The sequence below is a fragment of the Cohnella faecalis genome, from assembly GCF_003570905.1.
Lineage (GTDB): Bacteria > Bacillota > Bacilli > Paenibacillales > Paenibacillaceae > Cohnella > Cohnella faecalis.
This window is the reverse complement of sequence record NZ_QXJM01000048.1, coordinates 64,063-78,750: the sequence shown is the minus strand read 5'-3', so window position 1 is coordinate 78,750 and position 14,688 is coordinate 64,063. Positions and strand designations below refer to the sequence as shown.

The following is a 14,688-nucleotide window of genomic DNA, read 5'->3' as shown; positions in this document are numbered from 1 at the left end:
CCGCAGCTTGCTTGCATAAGAAAGGGGAATTATCGTTGACAGATTCTCGCAGCGCGCATAAGTACAATCCGGTCGTGACGCCTATGGTGACGGTGCTTCTGGCGTTAACCGCCGTATGCTTTTGTTTGGTTGTCTTGAGAGCGTTCCGGGTTGAGCGGGACGAATACGGTTTTTTGCTTTGGAATTTGTTTTTGGCATGGCTGCCGCTTGTCGTATCGATAGCGGCGATCCTTTATTCGCGATTGGCTCCGAAACGTTTGTTGACGCCGGGGCTCGTCATTCTGGGCATAGCCTGGCTGCTCTTGTTTCCGAACGCGCCTTACTTGACGACGGATTTCATTCATCTGCTGTTTGGCGGCCGGTTGTTCACCAGCTTCAATTCCATCGGGCTGCTGTTCTGGTTCGATTTGATCGTTTATTTTTTGTTTGCATGGTGCGGCTTGCTTCTCGGCTATTTGTCGATGCGGCATTTTCAAGCGATCGTGCAGCGTTATTCGAGTCTTGCGGTCGGTTGGGCGTTCGTCATTGCAGCGTCCTTCCTGGGCGGATTCGGCGTCTATCTCGGAAGGGTCGTTCGACTCAATAGCTGGGACGCGGTATTCAGTCCGTTCCGGTTGATCGAAGGAGTCATTGAAGGCCTTACTCCCGATGCGGCTGTCTTCACGTTTATGTTCGGCTTTTTCATATTCGGTATCTATGTCTCGCTGTATGCCTTGCAGCGCGACAGGTCCGGCAGCTAAATCTCCGGTCGGTCCGCCATCGATCCGGAGCCGTATAGCTTGCGATACGCATCCGGCGTCATGCCTTCCTTCTGGCGGAAAGTGGCGACGAAGTGGCTCGAATCTCGGAAGCCGACAGCCTCGCCGATGCGGCGGACGGTCCAATCCGGACGCGCGGGCAGCCATTCCTTCGCTTTGCGAAGGCGCAATTGAATCAAATAAGCGTAAGCCGTCTGGCCGAACAGCTCGCGAAATCTTTCGTTGAGCTGCCTTTCGCCGATACCGAGCTTCGCGGCCATCTCCGCCAACCCAAGCCCCGGGTTGGCGAATTGTTTGTCCAGCCATTCGAGCAGCGTCTGCATCCTCTCAAGCCGATTCGACATGGACGGGCGGTTGTCCGTCCGGGCATCGGTTCGGAGCAGCGTCAGAAACCGGTACAATTCGGCAGACGCTTGCCACCCGGAAGGATCGTTTCCGGCTTCGGCAAGCTCCAGCATCCGTTCCAGCCTTTCGGCGACGCGATCGTGGCCGGACGTCCATTGAAGTCGGTCGGCATCGCTCCATCCGAGAGCTTGCACGAGCGCGGGGGCAAGCGTTCCTTGGAACGTTACATAACCGGTACGCCACCGGGCGCTCTTCGCTTCATAGCGATGCGGAGTTCCGGGCGCGAGAAGAACGCCGGAGCGCTCCGTCATTTTCCAGACTTGCCCTTTGGCTCTAAGCTCGCCTTCGCCCTCAAGCGTCTGAAGCCAATGGAAGCATGGATATCCTTTGGGTCGTTCGAGATTTTCCTGATCGGGATTCAGCCCGATCGTTTCCAACTGCAATGGCAACGGTTCCGCAGGTGTGGCGGGAACGACGCGGCGTATCATATAGAACCTCCGTATTTTTATATGTGTGATCAGTAATATTATATAGGATAAAGAATTGATAAGTCATAAAATAAAGGTGAAACTGCGATTTTATCATATGCATCGAGGTGCGAGGCATGATTAACGCAAGCAAACCTAAAATTTGGTACGGCGGCGATTATAACCCCGATCAGTGGGAAAAGCCGGTATGGGATGAAGATATGCGAATGTTCAAGCTGGCGGGAATCGACGTCGCGACGCTGAACGTGTTCGCTTGGGCGAAAAATCAACCCGACGAAGAAACGTACGATTTCGGTTGGTTGGACGAAATGATGGACAAGCTTCACGCGGAAGGCGTCGGCGTCTGCCTGGCGACGAGCACGGCGGCTCATCCGGCGTGGATGGCTCGCAAATACCCGGACGTTCTGCGCGTTGACTTCAACGGCCGCAAACGGAAATTCGGCGGACGCCACAATTCGTGCCCGAACAGCCCGGCATATCGCAAATATTCGACTCGGATGGCCGAAAAGCTGGCGGAGAGATACAAGGATCATCCCGCGCTGCTCGTCTGGCACATCTCGAACGAATACGGCGGCTACTGCTACTGCGACAATTGCGAAGCGGCTTTCCGCGATTGGGTGAAGGCGCGCTACGGCACGCTGGACGAAGTAAACCGCGTCTGGAACGCTGCGTTCTGGGGCCACACGTTCCACGATTGGGAAGATATCGTCTCTCCAAGCTCGCTGAGCGAGGAATGGTACGGGGCGAACGGCCGAACGGAGACGACGTTTCAGGGCATATCGCTCGACTACCGCCGCTTCCAGTCGGACAGCCTGCTCGAATGCTACAAGCTGGAATGCGATGCGGTCAAAACCTATACGCCCGATTTGCCGGTAACGACGAATTTGATGGGCGCGTTCAAGGATCTCGATTATTACAAATGGGCGAAGCACATGGACGTCGTATCGTGGGATAACTACCCCGCTCTCGACACTCCTCCCAGCTACACGGCCATGATGCACGATCTGATGCGCGGATTGAAGGGCGGCCAGCCGTTCATGCTGATGGAGCAAACGCCGAGCCAGCAAAACTGGCAGCCTTACAACTCGCTCAAGCGCCCCGGCGTCATGCGTCTGTGGAGCTATCAGGCGGTCGCCCGAGGCGCGGATACGGTCATGTTCTTCCAGCTTCGCCGTTCGGTCGGCGCTTGCGAGAAGTACCATGGCGCCGTTATCGAGCATGTCGGCCACGAGAATACGCGTGTGTTCCGCGAATGCGCTGCGTTAGGGGAGGAGCTTGGAAAGCTCGGCGACGCTCTGATCGATTCGGCCGTGAAGGCGAAGGTCGCTATCCTGTTCGATTGGGAGAACTGGTGGGCGCTCGAAATGTCCAGCGGTCCGACGATCGCTCTCCGTTACGTGGACGAGGCTCACAAGTTTTACGATGCGCTGTACCGCGCCGGTATTGCGGCGGACGTCGTAAGCGCGGAAGCCGATCTTGACGCCTACGATCTGGTCATCGCTCCGGTCATGTATATGACGAAGCGAGGAGTGGCAGCCAAGCTTGAGCAATATACAAGAGCAGGCGGAACGTTCGTTACTACTTACTTCAGCGGCATCGTCGACGAGAACGATCTCGTCACGCTCGGCGGCTATCCGGGCGAGCTTCGCAGCTTGCTCGGCATTTGGGCGGAGGAGATCGATGCGCTGCTCCCGGAGCAGCGCAACCGTATTGTCGTCAAGGACGGCGCTTTCGGCTTGAAGCCGGAATACGAATGCTCGATGATTTGCGATCTGATCCATACCGAAGGAGCGGAAGTGAAAGCCGTCTACGGCGACGATTTCTATGCCGGGATGCCCGCGCTTACGGTGAATAAGTTCGGCGACGGCGAAGCTTGGTACGTGGCGACGAGCCCGGAACCTTCGTTCTTGCAGGAGTGGCTGCCGAAGCTGTGTGCAGAGCGCGGCATCGAGCCTCTCGTCGCTTCCGCTTCGGAAGGGGTAGAGACGACGCTCCGGGTCAAGGACGGCAAGGAGTACCTGTTCGTTCTTAACCATAATGCGCAAGCGGCTTCGTTCGATCTGGGCAACCGCGTCGGCGCCGATTTGCTGACGGGCCGCGAGCTTCCGGGCGGTATGGCGGAGCTTGCCGGCCGGGACGTGCTGATCGTTCGGTTGAAATAAGCTTCATCCAAGCAACATGAAAGAGAGGGCGTTTCCCGGGATCGGCAATGATCCTTAGGGGTCGCCCTCTTTATTTATAGCTGATGCCTAGCGATACTCGGGAAGCCAATCGCCGTGAGCTTCGATCAGGTCGTCGCATAGCGAGACGATATCGTCGATCGACAGCTCGGCGGAGGTGTGCGGATCGAGAAGGGCGGCGTGGTAAATATGATCCTTCTTGCCTGTCATCGCCGCTTCGATCGTCAGCAATTGCGTATTGATGTTCGTTCGGTTCAGCGCCGCAAGCTGGGGCGGCAGGTCGCCGACATAGGTCGGCGTGACGCCGAACGAGTCGACCATACAAGGCACCTCGACGCACGCTTCGCGCGGGAGATTCGTAATAAGGCCGTTGTTCATGACGTTGCCGCCGATTTTGAACGGAACGTTCGTCTCCATGGCATCGAAAATGTAAGAGGCGTATTCGTGCGAGCGCTCATGCGTCAAATTGGCGTTGCCGACCAGCGAATCCCTCATTTTCGTCCAGTCCGCGATCTGGTTCACGCAGCGGCGAGGATATTCGTCCAGCGGAATGTTGAACCTCTCGATTAGTTCGGGATAGCTGCGTTTAATGAAGTAAGGATGATATTCCGCATTGTGCTCGGAGGATTCCGTCACGTAGTAGCCGAATCGGTGCAGCAGCTCGAAACGGACCATGTCGTGGTGCTTCTCCTTCTGTTTCTCCGCCGCGCGCCGTCTAATTTCCGGGTAAAGATCGACGCCGTCCTTCTTCGCTTCGAGAAGCCAGGCCATATGGTTGATTCCCGCGATTTTCGTCTGGACGCCTTCCTTGTCCATGCCGAGGTGCTCGAATAAATGCGGCATACACACTTGGACGCTATGGCACAGTCCGACTGTCTTTACGCCGCCGTACGCGTTCATGACGTTGGTAAGGACGGCCATCGGATTCGTGTAGTTCAGGAACCAGGCGTCCGGACAAACCTCCCGGATGTCGCTGGCGAAGTCCAGCATGACGGGAATCGTGCGAAGGTTGCGGAAAATGCCGCCTATGCCGAGAGTGTCGGCGATCGTTTGGCGCAGGCCGTATTTTTTCGGTATTTCGAAGTCGGTGATTGTGCACGGGTCGTACCCGCCAACCTGAATGGCGTTCACGACGTACTTGGCTCCGCGCAGCGCTTCCTTGCGATCGGTGTACGCTTTGATCCGGCATTTGCTGCCGCTTGTTGTGCGAATGTTGTTCAGCATGTTCTCCGAATCGCGCAGTCGTTCGGCGTTGATGTCGAACAGAGCGATTTCGAAGCCTTGCAGCGAAGGGACCTGCATGCTATCGCCTAGTACATTTTTAGCAAAGACGGTGCTTCCGGCTCCGAGGAACGTTATTTTGGACATTTGAAAATTCCTCCTTAAGGATAGTTGAATAAAGGCTCCATGCGTCTTAGAATAGAAAAAAAGCGCTGTAATCGCCATGGAATAATTTAAGCTGCATATGGATATTTGTAGTTTATTCAAGCGAAGGAGATGAGCGATGCGCAAGCCGGTATCCACGACGTCCGTTCACCCCCGCCCGCGGGAGGGTCAGCCGCTGGCCGTCTTGTTTGCCGGCCACTCGCAGACGGAGCCGCTCCACAGGATGGGTCCGCAAAAGCTGGACTCCATTCTCGTTCATACGGTCATCGACGGCAAAGGGACTTATCGTTGCCGCGATAGCGACTATGAGCTTGGAGCGGGCGATTCGTTCTTTATTTTTCCGGGCGAGCTGCACACATATCAAGCTGACGGGGAGCAGCCATGGAGGTATCGCTGGATTGCCTTTCGGGGGCCGGAAGCCGATCGCTGGCTTCTTATGGCGGGCATTACGCCGGATCGTCCCCTCGTAAGAGGCGGAGAAGATGTGCCGCTTCGGGCGGCATCGGCGATCGAGAAGCTGTTTCGGATCGGAGATTGGACGGCGGATTGGGAGGCGGAGGGGTGGCTGCGGCTCGCGTTCGCGGCGTGGGCCCGGACGAATCGGCCGAAAGGACCCCCGCCGTCGGAGAGCGGCCGCAGCGTCGCTTCCATCGAAGCGGACCGTGCGGCCCGCTGGCTTCAAGCGCAGCTCGCCAACCCGGTATCCATTGCCCAGATGGCCAAGGAGCTCGGTTATCATCGCACATATTTGACGAAGCTGTTCAGCCGGGAACGAGGGATGTCGCCGGTTCGCTATTTGCAGCAGCAGCGAATGGGGAGGGCGAAGCTGCTGCTGAAAGAGCCTCTTACGGTCGAGGAGGTCGCTGCCGCTACCGGCTACGGAGACCCGCTTTATTTTTCCAAGTCGTTCAAGAGATGGGTCGGCTGCACCCCGACGGAGTATCGGCAAAGCCAGCGCTGACGGGGACTCCGAGACCGAAGAACCTCAAAAACCGGGACTTATTGAAATTTGCAACCGAGACTTTTGGAACCCGGACTTTATGGCTGTCGTATGAGATAATAAGGATGGAAGGAGTCGGTAGACATGAGCCTGTTCAAGAAGATAACGGAAAGCGTCAGCAAAGGGGTGTCTTCCGCGACCGAAAAAGCGCAGCAGACGGTCGAGATCACCCGCCTATACACGCAAATATCCGGCAAACGAAAAGAAATCGACAAATTGTACGCAGCAATCGGAGAGCTGGTGTACGAGGCTTACGAAGAGGATGGCGGAGCTTCGTCCGATGCGAGAGTGGATTCGATTTGCAAAGATATCGCCGCTCTCCGAGGAGAGATTGACGCATTGGACGATCGAATGAAGGAGCTTCGCAACGAGAAGGATTGCGTCTGCGCGCGCCGCGTGCCGTACGATACCAAGTTTTGCCCGTCGTGCGGTCATCGCTTTCCCGAGCCGCCTGCGCCGCCCGTCGCGGCTAGCGAGCCCGAAGCGGAGGAAGGCGAGGAATTGCCTGCCGTCGTCGCTGCCGAAGAAGCGAAGGAAGAGGCTGAGCCGGTCATCTGCTTCAGCTGCGGCTTAAGCGTGGAGGCGGATGCGAGGTTCTGTCCCGCTTGCGGCCATCCGGCCGATCGATTCTCGTAATCGTAACGAATAGTTGATAAGAATTGAAGAGCGAAAAGCGCTATTTCTGGAAGCGGCAAATGCCGTTTTTGGGAAATAGCGCTTTTTTATGTGTAATATAAACTAACGCTCACGGAGTGCCAATAATCGTTGTTATCAAAAAACAACGTTGTAATTTAAACATTTTTGGTAAGACTCCCTAAAGACATTCGTCTTAATGTGTTATAAAATATAACATGAACAATAAATATAAAATTCCGTTTGTTATTTCTGTGAGAATAAATTACGCCTTCGAGTAGGCGAATAGCTTGAGCGGACAAAGGAGGTTGCGTCATGGCAATGATTCCGCGTAAGGAACCGATTCCGGTTTCGTCGGTTAAGGAAGCGTCTTTTTCGGTCAAAGAGCTGTTAGGGCTTCCGCTTCTGTCGGATGCCCGGTTAATCGCGGGAGATACGGGGACGGGCCGAGTTGTGACCCGAGTTAATGTCATGGAGGTGCCCGACATTATCCCGTGGGTGAGACCCGGCGAATTTCTTCTGACGACGGGCTATGCTTTGAAGGAAGAGCCTCAGCGGTTTCGACAGCTCGTGCCGGAGCTCGCGAAGAGGGGGGTCGCCGCTCTGGGCATCAAGACGAAACGGTTCGTCGAGGAAGTGCCTGCGGAAGTGGCGGAAGAAGCGGAGAAGCACGGGCTGCCTCTGATCGAGATGGCGCCGGACACCGTATTTTCCGATGTCGTCCGGATCGTTATGGAGAGAGTTCTGTCGCAAGAATCGTCTCAGTTGGCCGATCTGCAAAACCGAATCCAGAGCATGACCCGCTTGCTGCTGGACGGAAGCGGTCTTTATGCGTTTTTGGATGCGATGGAAGAGATGCTTGACAATCCCGTCGCCGTCATTCGCGAGCAGGATAAGCCGTGGCTGTCGCAAAGTCTGCGCAGCGCCGAGCCGACGGAGGTGTGGCCGCTGCTGCAGTCTCTGTCTTTCCGGCAAATCGGGCGCGGCGCCAACAACGGCTTCATGGTGCTGCAGAATACGTACCGTACTTACGTAAGCACGATTCCGACCCGACGAATGAAGCAGGCTTGCCTCGTTCTCGTAGAGAAGAATCGCGACATATCTCCCTTGGACGCTCTCAGCGTCGACAGGCTCGCCGCTCTCGCAGGGTTAGAGCTGGCTAACGTTGAGGCGGTTCGAGAGGTGGAAGGGAAATACTTGGATCAATTTCTGCAGGATTGGTTGACCGGCAAAATCGTATCCGATGCGGATTGGAAGCTTCGCGCCGACGTGTGCGGCTGCGCCATCCCGGAAGGAACCCCTCTGTGCGCCGTGCTGGTCGGATGGAATCAACCGGACTCGACGCCGGACAAACGACGCGAAATGGCGCGGAGGCTCCGTTCGGAAAGACTCCGCAGCATTGACGGCATTCTGGCTGCTCCGATCGGCGACGACCTGGCGCTCGTTCTTCCGCTCGCTCCGGGAACGGATTTCGCAGCGGATGCCGGGTCGTCCTCCGACAGCCTGCTCGGACGGCTGCTCAGCGAGCTTCGTCATTTGCTCGGCGACAGGGAGCTTCGACTGTTCGCGGGACGAACGACCAATCGCTCCGAGGGGCTCCATATGAGCTGGATGCAAGCGAAGAGGACGCGCCAGGTGGCTGAAGTATGCGGCTTGTCCGGCGACACGGTCACTTACGACCGGCTTGGGGTTTATTCGCTGCTCTACCTCATCCCGATGGGAGAGGAGAGGGAGCAATTTCTTCGGCGCTTCGCTTTTCCTCTGCAGCAAGCCGACCGCAAAGGAGGCGGACGGCTTGTCGAGACTCTTGAAATGTTTTTCCGATGCAACGGGAACATCAAGCTGACAAGCGAGAGGCTGTATGCCCACTACAATACGATTGTCTATCGATTGGAGAAGATAGAGTCGATTCTGGGCGTAACGCTCGACGATCCGGAGGATCGGCTGCAGCTTCATTTGGCTCTTAAGCTGGGGCAAATTACCCCTCATTCTATCGGCTGACCGCTACAGAGGGGGGACTCCTCCTACCGAAGCGGAACTAACCGGCGCAATCGTCGAAAGTGTTGGTTCTCCTCCCTGTGCTTTGCAGGGAGAAGAGAGTAAGCAAACAAAAATGGCGGTGCGGGAGCTTCTCTCCCGACCGCCATTTTTCATTTTTGAAAAAGAGCCCTCACACAGGCGAAGCTGCTCGCTTTGGGACGGCTCTCATTCGTCCGCCGAGCATGAATTAATAGAAGGATTTGAGAATGATTACAAGCAGAATGAAAAGTACGAGAACGAAAGCAGCCGCATTCATGCCGCCATAAGCCGGACCGCAACCTGCTCCAGCAACCGGATAACCCATATCGAATTCCTCCCAAATCATGGTTTGTGATGGCGTATCACAATGTCAGCATATGGCGGGGGCGAGGGGTTTCCTGTGCTAATGCCACAGTTCCGAAGCTCGCTCGGCGAAATCAGCGAATGTCCCGGTTGTCGTTGAATTGGCGAATATGTTTGATTCGGGCGACCGCTCGATGCGACTCCCCGGAGCCGAACCGGATTAGCGATGAAGCGGATACGGCCAGCGTGTAGAGCGAACGGACGCAAATGCTCGATCCGTCCGAGCGGCTGTGGAACCGGACATCCGTGCAGCCGGAGAGCCGCAGCTCGGGCCGAAAGAATACCCCGTAGGAAGCGAACCGCGCCTCGTCCTGCTCAAAGTCGGTTACCGCTCTTTGAACCGCCAACGCCCGCGACCTAAGCTCGGTTTTGCAGTTGTCGCCGAATTGGACGACCGATGCAAGCGAGACGGAGTTGATAAGTATGCAATCGGCTCGGGAGCACCTCGATTCTACGCTCATCCTTCGCCCGATTCCCCTTCGGCGGCCTCCACTTCCCCTTCGATGCTAACATCCGTGCCGGGGATGCCGGGAAGTGGGGCGAGAGGGCCGACGACGAGCGATTCCGGCGGCGTATCGAAGAAGGAATACAGCGCGAACGAATCGGTATCCCCGACCAGCAGGGCGGAGGAGCTGGATATGCCGATGATGCGAATATCACCCACGTTGAGGGGGCCGTTATTGACGTTCAATACTACCGAACATAGGCTCATCTTGCTGAATCGCTCCTTTGCGAACGGGTCTGTTTTAGTTTCGTCAAATAAGCGGAAAAGGCGGACTGGATATCGCGGTACGTTTTTTGCTCGATATCGCTTCTCCATTTTTGCCGCGCTTCGTCCGTTCCTTCCGCGGGGTAGGCCGCGGTTTTTGCATAATAGCGAACTCGATCGTTCAACTGTCCTTTGACGTCTTCGACGACTTTTTGCCGATGAGCGGCGTCGAGCGGTATTCCTAGCGATTGCTCCAAGCCTTGCAGCGCGCCGAAGGCTGTTTCGTCCATGTATCGCGCCATTTCTCCCTGGATGGCCTCGATTTGAGCGTCATCGGAAGCGGGCTTGCTTTCCTGGACGACGTTCCAGCAGCCTGTCGCCGGAGTGTCGAACGAATCAATGCCTCCGATCCCTTGCGGCGACAGCCCGACGTTTAACGTTCCTTCCAGCCTGTTTACTTTTAATTGGTCAAAATGGTATTCGATATGAAGGGGAGGCTTGGCTTTCAGGTCGGAGAGCTCTTTCTGAAGCTGCTTCAACTGGTCGCCGAGCTGCTGCACGAGCTGTTCGCTTTGCTGCAAACGAAGGAGCAGGTCGGCCCACTCCTGCGTATAAGGGGACCAATTCCATGCGTTCGACAAAGGAAATGCCTCCCGTCGTTATGGAATAGAAAATTACGAAGGATTCGGCAGCGGAACGAATGACAGCTCTTGGCTCGTTTCCGCCACTTCTCCTATTTGCGGAGCCGGTCCGGTGAACCCTCCGGTGTTATAGAGCTGGGACAGCGATTGAATATTTCCGGCGCTGCCGATTTGAAGGACGGATGAATTCGTTACTCCGTTTACCTTCAGCTGTCCGATCGTTATCGTCTGATAAACATTCCATATCATCGTCAAGCCACCCCGCCGTTGCCTACCGTTGACTCGCTCGAATCGACGACGTCCGGATCGTTCGTGTTGGTCGAGCTTACCGCGTTATTGCTGCGCGACAAATCGCCCGTAATGAATGAGCCTGCGCCCGCGTATGTTTTGGAAGTGCTGGAGGGTGAAATCTGGATAGCATCCCCGAATTGGACGATGCCGGCTACGCTCAATATTTTGACGGCGCCGATAATGCACGGCATAGGCATACCGACTCCTTTTCAGAGATCATGTTGCATTGTATGAAGGCGAACGCCCAGAGGTTCTTTTTCCCGCCGAATCGCGGACGTCGCGAAGGCTAATTCCTCACCGCCGATCTCGTTAGGCATATGCTGACGGTAAGCGAACGATACCGGAGGGATGGAAAATGGCAGGTTTTTTCGATAGCGGCCCTTTGCCGGCTTGGAAGGAGCTTCGGGATTTGCTGGGCAAGGATATGCCATGGAAGCTGGTGGAGCAGTACGACAAGGCGGATAATGCCGGCTGGCTGGATCAGTTCGTCAAAGAAATGGTAAGCCGCGCAAGCCAGCAGCATTCGGTCGAGAGCCATAAGGCATTGGCTTCAAAGGTGACCAAGGACGCGAAGCGCGTTACGGTAACGCTGGATCTGCCTCCGGGCGCCATGAGCCGGGACCTTCGTCTGCACGCTTCTGCCGACCGATTAAAAATTTCGGGCCTCCCGGGAGAGCGCAGGCAGCTGCTCAGACTTCCGTGCATGGTGCATGCCCGTACGGGAAAAGCGACGCTGAAGGGAAATCGGCTCGTCGTTAAATTCCGCCGAAAGCCTGCCGAGAAGAACGAAGTGGAATTGTTTATCCTCGAGTAAATCGTTATAATGCTAGAGAGAGCTTCAAAAGCGGAAAAAAGGGGAATTGTTTCAGTGGATTTGGTAGACGTATCGAACGTTTCGCCTGCCTTGTTCGTGACGGGCGCGCTGTTCATCATGTTGATTGGAAGTTTGCTGAGCTTGGGAGTGCTGCGCATGTTCCAGCAGAAGAAGAAGCCCGGCATCGTTATGTTCGTCCTGGCGATCGTCTCTTTCGCCGTATTCGTAGGGGTTATCGATACTTGGTTTATCGAGTAAGCTGCCGGATTGAGCGCGGCTTTCCGCAATGCCGTTTTTTCGGATATGCCTTTGCAGGCGCCGAAGGAACGGTTTTTTGATTTGGTTGTTCCTAAGTAATACAATAGGGGTACCGCAACTATTCAAGATCGGGGAGGCGCCGCAAGCGAATGAAGGTCCGGAGAGCTTTGCAGATCCCCGTCCGATTCTACCGCAGGTTCGTCTCTCCGCTAAAGCCGCCGACTTGCCGTTTTTATCCGACTTGCTCGGAGTACGCCATGGAAGCGTTGGAGGTTCACGGAGCGTTGAAGGGCTCCTACTTGGCGGCCGTTCGAATTTGCAAGTGCCACCCGTTTCATCCCGGCGGAGTCGATCACGTGCCTCCGAAGAGCGGAAAGGACCGGGGCGGCCGTCTGGCTTGACAGCGGCTGCGGCACTGAGGTATATTTTGCCCAACAGGATTCATAAGACATTTTATTCCCATGAACGGATAAGTACGAAGATGAGGCCTATACCAGAGAGCCGGGGCAGCTGCGAACCGGCATAGGATAGCTTCGGAACATGGTCCGGGAGGAATTGCCCTTCGAGCCGTTTGCGAACGGTAAGGGGGACACGCTTCGTCCGCGTTAAGGGACGTCTTACACGAGGTGCCTGCTTCCCGCCGGGAAGCCAGGAATTTGGGTGGTACCGCGCGAGCGACAGCTCTCGTCCCATACGGACGGGAGCTTTTTGTTTAAAAATAGGGCGAAAAAAGGATGGTTATCCATGAGCGAATCGAAAAAATCGTTTTATTTGACGACCCCCATTTACTACCCAAGCGCCAAGCTGCACATCGGTCACGCTTATTCGACGGTGGCCGGCGACGCAATGGCCCGCTATAAGCGGCTTCGGGGATACGATGTGCGTTATTTGACCGGAACGGACGAGCATGGGCAGAAAATCGAGCGAAAAGCGTTGGAAGCGGGCAAGACGCCGCAGCAGTTCGTGGACGACATCGTAGTAGGCATCAAGGATTTATGGAAAAAGCTCGACATTTCGAACGACGATTTCATCCGTACGACGGAAGCGCGGCATAAGCAATCGGTAGAAAAAATATTCACTCGGCTCGTCCAGCAGGACGATATTTATAAAGGCTCGTACGAAGGCTGGTATTGCACGTCGGACGAATCGTTCTTCCTCGAGCGGCAGCTCGTTGACGGCAAATGTCCCGATTGCGGCGCTTCAGTGGAATGGGTTCAGGAGGAAAGCTATTTCTTCCGCATGAGCAAGTATGCGGATCGTCTCCTCGCTTATTACGAGGAGCATCCGGATTTCATTCAACCGGAATCCCGCAAGACGGAAATGATCAACAATTTCATCAAGCCGGGGCTTGAGGATTTGGCCGTGTCGCGGACGACCTTCGATTGGGGCATACCGGTTCCCGGCGATCCGAAGCACGTCATCTATGTGTGGATCGACGCGCTGTCCAACTATATTACCGCTCTGGGCTACGCATCGGATGACGATTCGCTGTTCCGACAATATTGGCCGGCCGACGTGCATCTGATGAGCAAGGAAATCGTACGTTTTCATACGATCTATTGGCCGATCATGCTGATGGCGCTCGAATTGCCGCTGCCGAAAAAAGTGTTCGCGCACGGCTGGCTGCTCATGAAGGACGGCAAAATGTCCAAGTCGAAAGGAAACGTCGTCGACCCGGTGACGCTGATCGACCGATACGGCTTGGATGCTCTCCGATACTATTTGATGAGGGAAGTGCCGTTCGGAGCGGACGGAACGTTCACGCCGGACAGCTTCGTCGAGCGGATCAACTACGATTTGGCCAACGACCTCGGCAACCTGCTGAATCGGACCGTGGCGATGATCGACAAATATTTCGGCGGCGAGGTGCCGGCAATCGTTCCGGGCTCGACGGCGTTCGACGATGCGCTGGCGGAGACGGCGGCCCAGGCGGTCGACAAAGTGGAGACGGCGCTGGAAAATATGGAGTTCTCCGTCGCCCTGACCGCCATCTGGACGCTCGTATCGAGAACGAACAAATATATCGACGAGACGCAGCCTTGGGCGCTCGCCCGCTCCGAAGCGAATATAAATACGCTTGGGTCGGTTATGGGCCACTTGGCCGAATCGCTCCGCATTGTCTCCGTGCTGATTCGGCCGTTCCTCACGCAGACGCCGGCCCGAATTTGGGCGCAGCTCGGAATTGCCGAAGGAGAGGCGACTTCCTGGGAAAGCATCGGCGCGTTCGGAGGGTTCCCGGCTCGCACGAAGGTGAGCAAGGGCGATCCGATATTCCCGCGCCTCGATATGGCCGAGGAGGTCGCCTGGATTGCGCAGGCTATGACAGGAGGGACGGCCGCTTCCGAGCCGCAGGCGAAGGCGCAAGAGCCGTCCGAGAAAGCAGCCGCTCCAGAGGGTGCTTCCGGCCAAGCGGAGGAAATCGAGCGTAAAGACGAAATCAACATCGACGATTTCGCCAAGGTCGAGCTTCGCGTAGCGCAGGTTGTCGCTTGCGAGCCGGTTCCAAAAGCCGACAAGCTGCTCAAGCTGCAGCTCGATCTCGGCTTCGAGCAGCGCCAGGTCGTATCCGGAATCGCGAAGCATTACAAGCCGGAGGAGCTCGTGGGACGCAAAGTGATTTGCGTGACGAACCTGAAGCCGGTCAAGCTGCGCGGCGAAACGTCGCAAGGGATGATTCTCGCCGCTTCGGAGGGCGACAGCCTGACGCTCGCTACCGTTCCGGACAGCATGCCGAACGGAGCTATCGTGAAATAAAGGAATGCGATCTCCTTGCAACGCAAATGAAGAGGCCTGCCCGGTCGAA

17 protein-coding genes are annotated in these 14,688 nt (G+C 56.1%); 9 read left to right on the top strand and 8 right to left on the bottom strand.

Annotated features, from left to right (window positions below):
- Nucleotides 1-35: 35 nt before the first annotated feature.
- Complete coding sequence (locus D3H35_RS26645) at nucleotides 36-740, top strand: DUF1361 domain-containing protein (protein WP_119152162.1); 705 nt, start codon at nucleotides 36-38, stop codon at nucleotides 738-740.
- Here D3H35_RS26645 and D3H35_RS26640 read toward each other — a convergent pair.
- Nucleotides 737-1,591 (bottom strand): AraC family transcriptional regulator, encoded by an 855-nt coding sequence (locus D3H35_RS26640; RefSeq protein WP_119152161.1) that lies wholly within the window; start codon nucleotides 1,589-1,591, stop codon nucleotides 737-739. The genes D3H35_RS26645 and D3H35_RS26640 overlap by 4 nt on opposite strands.
- A 116-nt stretch (nucleotides 1,592-1,707) precedes the next feature.
- Here D3H35_RS26640 and D3H35_RS26635 point away from each other — a divergent pair, with 116 nt between their 5' ends.
- Nucleotides 1,708-3,753 (top strand): beta-galactosidase, encoded by a 2,046-nt coding sequence (locus tag D3H35_RS26635; RefSeq protein ID WP_119152160.1) that lies wholly within the window; start codon nucleotides 1,708-1,710, stop codon nucleotides 3,751-3,753.
- An 87-nt stretch (nucleotides 3,754-3,840) separates the two neighbouring features.
- On the opposite strand, the gene melA is transcribed toward D3H35_RS26635, so the two are convergent.
- Nucleotides 3,841-5,139, bottom strand: a complete 1,299-nt coding sequence (gene melA / locus D3H35_RS26630; protein WP_119152159.1) for an alpha-glucosidase/alpha-galactosidase — start codon at nucleotides 5,137-5,139, stop codon at nucleotides 3,841-3,843.
- A gap of 136 nt (nucleotides 5,140-5,275) precedes the next feature.
- On the opposite strand from melA, the gene D3H35_RS26625 reads away from it, so the two are divergent.
- The 3 genes from D3H35_RS26625 (at nucleotide 5,276) to D3H35_RS26615 (ending at nucleotide 8,791) form a co-directional block, all read left to right on the top strand.
- Entirely contained in the window at nucleotides 5,276-6,118 is an 843-nt protein-coding gene (locus D3H35_RS26625) for an AraC family transcriptional regulator (protein ID WP_119152158.1), read from the top strand.
- A gap of 123 nt (nucleotides 6,119-6,241) precedes the next feature.
- Nucleotides 6,242-6,793, top strand: coding sequence for a double zinc ribbon domain-containing protein (locus D3H35_RS26620; protein ID WP_119152157.1), 552 nt, complete (start codon nucleotides 6,242-6,244; stop codon nucleotides 6,791-6,793).
- Between the two features lie 312 nt (nucleotides 6,794-7,105).
- Nucleotides 7,106-8,791 carry a PucR family transcriptional regulator gene (locus tag D3H35_RS26615; protein ID WP_119152156.1) on the top strand — a complete coding sequence of 562 codons (1,686 nt, stop codon included), beginning with the start codon at nucleotides 7,106-7,108 and terminating at the stop codon, nucleotides 8,789-8,791.
- Nucleotides 8,792-9,017: 226 nt separating this feature from the next.
- Here D3H35_RS26615 and yjcZ read toward each other — a convergent pair whose 3' ends face one another.
- From yjcZ to D3H35_RS26585, 6 genes are all read right to left on the bottom strand, one after another.
- A complete protein-coding gene (gene yjcZ, locus D3H35_RS26610; protein ID WP_119152155.1) occupies nucleotides 9,018-9,134 on the bottom strand; it encodes a sporulation protein YjcZ in 117 nt (38 codons plus the stop codon).
- A gap of 112 nt (nucleotides 9,135-9,246) precedes the next feature.
- On the bottom strand, nucleotides 9,247-9,633 hold the full coding sequence (locus D3H35_RS26605) for a spore germination protein GerPE (protein ID WP_119152154.1): 387 nt from the start codon (nucleotides 9,631-9,633) through the stop codon (nucleotides 9,247-9,249).
- Nucleotides 9,630-9,884: a spore gernimation protein GerPD gene (locus D3H35_RS26600; protein ID WP_119152153.1), complete on the bottom strand. Its 255-nt coding sequence runs from the start codon at nucleotides 9,882-9,884 to the stop codon at nucleotides 9,630-9,632. The genes D3H35_RS26605 and D3H35_RS26600 overlap by 4 nt, the downstream gene beginning before the upstream one ends.
- A complete protein-coding gene (gene gerPC, locus D3H35_RS26595; RefSeq protein ID WP_119152152.1) occupies nucleotides 9,881-10,522 on the bottom strand; it encodes a spore germination protein GerPC in 642 nt (213 codons plus the stop codon). The genes D3H35_RS26600 and gerPC overlap by 4 nt, the downstream gene beginning before the upstream one ends.
- A 33-nt stretch (nucleotides 10,523-10,555) precedes the next feature.
- The gene (locus D3H35_RS26590) at nucleotides 10,556-10,771 is read right to left on the bottom strand and encodes a spore germination protein GerPB (RefSeq protein WP_119152151.1); all 216 of its coding nucleotides are present in this window, start codon (nucleotides 10,769-10,771) and stop codon (nucleotides 10,556-10,558) included.
- Between the two features lie 2 nt (nucleotides 10,772-10,773).
- The gene (locus D3H35_RS26585; RefSeq protein WP_119152233.1) at nucleotides 10,774-11,004 is read right to left on the bottom strand and encodes a spore germination protein; all 231 of its coding nucleotides are present in this window, start codon (nucleotides 11,002-11,004) and stop codon (nucleotides 10,774-10,776) included.
- A 164-nt stretch (nucleotides 11,005-11,168) separates the two neighbouring features.
- On the opposite strand from D3H35_RS26585, the gene D3H35_RS26580 reads away from it, so the two are divergent.
- The 4 genes from D3H35_RS26580 to metG all read left to right on the top strand — a co-directional run bounded on the left by D3H35_RS26580 (nucleotide 11,169) and on the right by metG (nucleotide 14,639).
- Nucleotides 11,169-11,627, top strand: coding sequence for a hypothetical protein (locus D3H35_RS26580; protein ID WP_119152150.1), 459 nt, complete (start codon nucleotides 11,169-11,171; stop codon nucleotides 11,625-11,627).
- Nucleotides 11,628-11,681: 54 nt separating this feature from the next.
- Nucleotides 11,682-11,885, top strand: a complete 204-nt coding sequence (locus D3H35_RS26575; RefSeq protein ID WP_119152149.1) for a hypothetical protein — start codon at nucleotides 11,682-11,684, stop codon at nucleotides 11,883-11,885.
- 149 nt (nucleotides 11,886-12,034) lie between these two features.
- Nucleotides 12,035-12,286, top strand: coding sequence for a membrane protein insertion efficiency factor YidD (gene yidD / locus D3H35_RS26570; RefSeq protein WP_119152148.1), 252 nt, complete (start codon nucleotides 12,035-12,037; stop codon nucleotides 12,284-12,286).
- 343 nt (nucleotides 12,287-12,629) lie between these two features.
- Nucleotides 12,630-14,639 carry a methionine--tRNA ligase gene (gene metG / locus D3H35_RS26565; protein ID WP_119152147.1) on the top strand — a complete coding sequence of 670 codons (2,010 nt, stop codon included), beginning with the start codon at nucleotides 12,630-12,632 and terminating at the stop codon, nucleotides 14,637-14,639.
- The last annotated feature ends 49 nt before the right edge of the window (nucleotides 14,640-14,688 follow it).

Excerpts from the sequence above, each read along its gene's own strand:
- D3H35_RS26640 (WP_119152161.1), bottom strand. The coding sequence starts at position 1,591 with ATGATACGCCGCGTCGTTCCCGCCACACCTGCGGAACCGTTGCCATTG.
- D3H35_RS26635 (WP_119152160.1), top strand. The coding sequence starts at position 1,708 with ATGATTAACGCAAGCAAACCTAAAATTTGGTACGGCGGCGATTATAAC.
- melA (WP_119152159.1), bottom strand. The coding sequence starts at position 5,139 with ATGTCCAAAATAACGTTCCTCGGAGCCGGAAGCACCGTCTTTGCTAAA.
- D3H35_RS26625 (WP_119152158.1), top strand. The coding sequence starts at position 5,276 with ATGCGCAAGCCGGTATCCACGACGTCCGTTCACCCCCGCCCGCGGGAG.
- D3H35_RS26620 (WP_119152157.1), top strand. The coding sequence starts at position 6,242 with ATGAGCCTGTTCAAGAAGATAACGGAAAGCGTCAGCAAAGGGGTGTCT.
- D3H35_RS26615 (WP_119152156.1), top strand. The coding sequence starts at position 7,106 with ATGGCAATGATTCCGCGTAAGGAACCGATTCCGGTTTCGTCGGTTAAG.
- yjcZ (WP_119152155.1), bottom strand. The coding sequence starts at position 9,134 with ATGGGTTATCCGGTTGCTGGAGCAGGTTGCGGTCCGGCTTATGGCGGC.
- D3H35_RS26605 (WP_119152154.1), bottom strand. The coding sequence starts at position 9,633 with ATGAGCGTAGAATCGAGGTGCTCCCGAGCCGATTGCATACTTATCAAC.
- D3H35_RS26600 (WP_119152153.1), bottom strand. The coding sequence starts at position 9,884 with ATGAGCCTATGTTCGGTAGTATTGAACGTCAATAACGGCCCCCTCAAC.
- D3H35_RS26590 (WP_119152151.1), bottom strand. The coding sequence starts at position 10,771 with ATGATATGGAATGTTTATCAGACGATAACGATCGGACAGCTGAAGGTA.
- D3H35_RS26585 (WP_119152233.1), bottom strand. The coding sequence starts at position 11,004 with ATGCCGTGCATTATCGGCGCCGTCAAAATATTGAGCGTAGCCGGCATC.
- D3H35_RS26580 (WP_119152150.1), top strand. The coding sequence starts at position 11,169 with ATGGCAGGTTTTTTCGATAGCGGCCCTTTGCCGGCTTGGAAGGAGCTT.
- yidD (WP_119152148.1), top strand. The coding sequence starts at position 12,035 with ATGAAGGTCCGGAGAGCTTTGCAGATCCCCGTCCGATTCTACCGCAGG.
- metG (WP_119152147.1), top strand. The coding sequence starts at position 12,630 with ATGAGCGAATCGAAAAAATCGTTTTATTTGACGACCCCCATTTACTAC.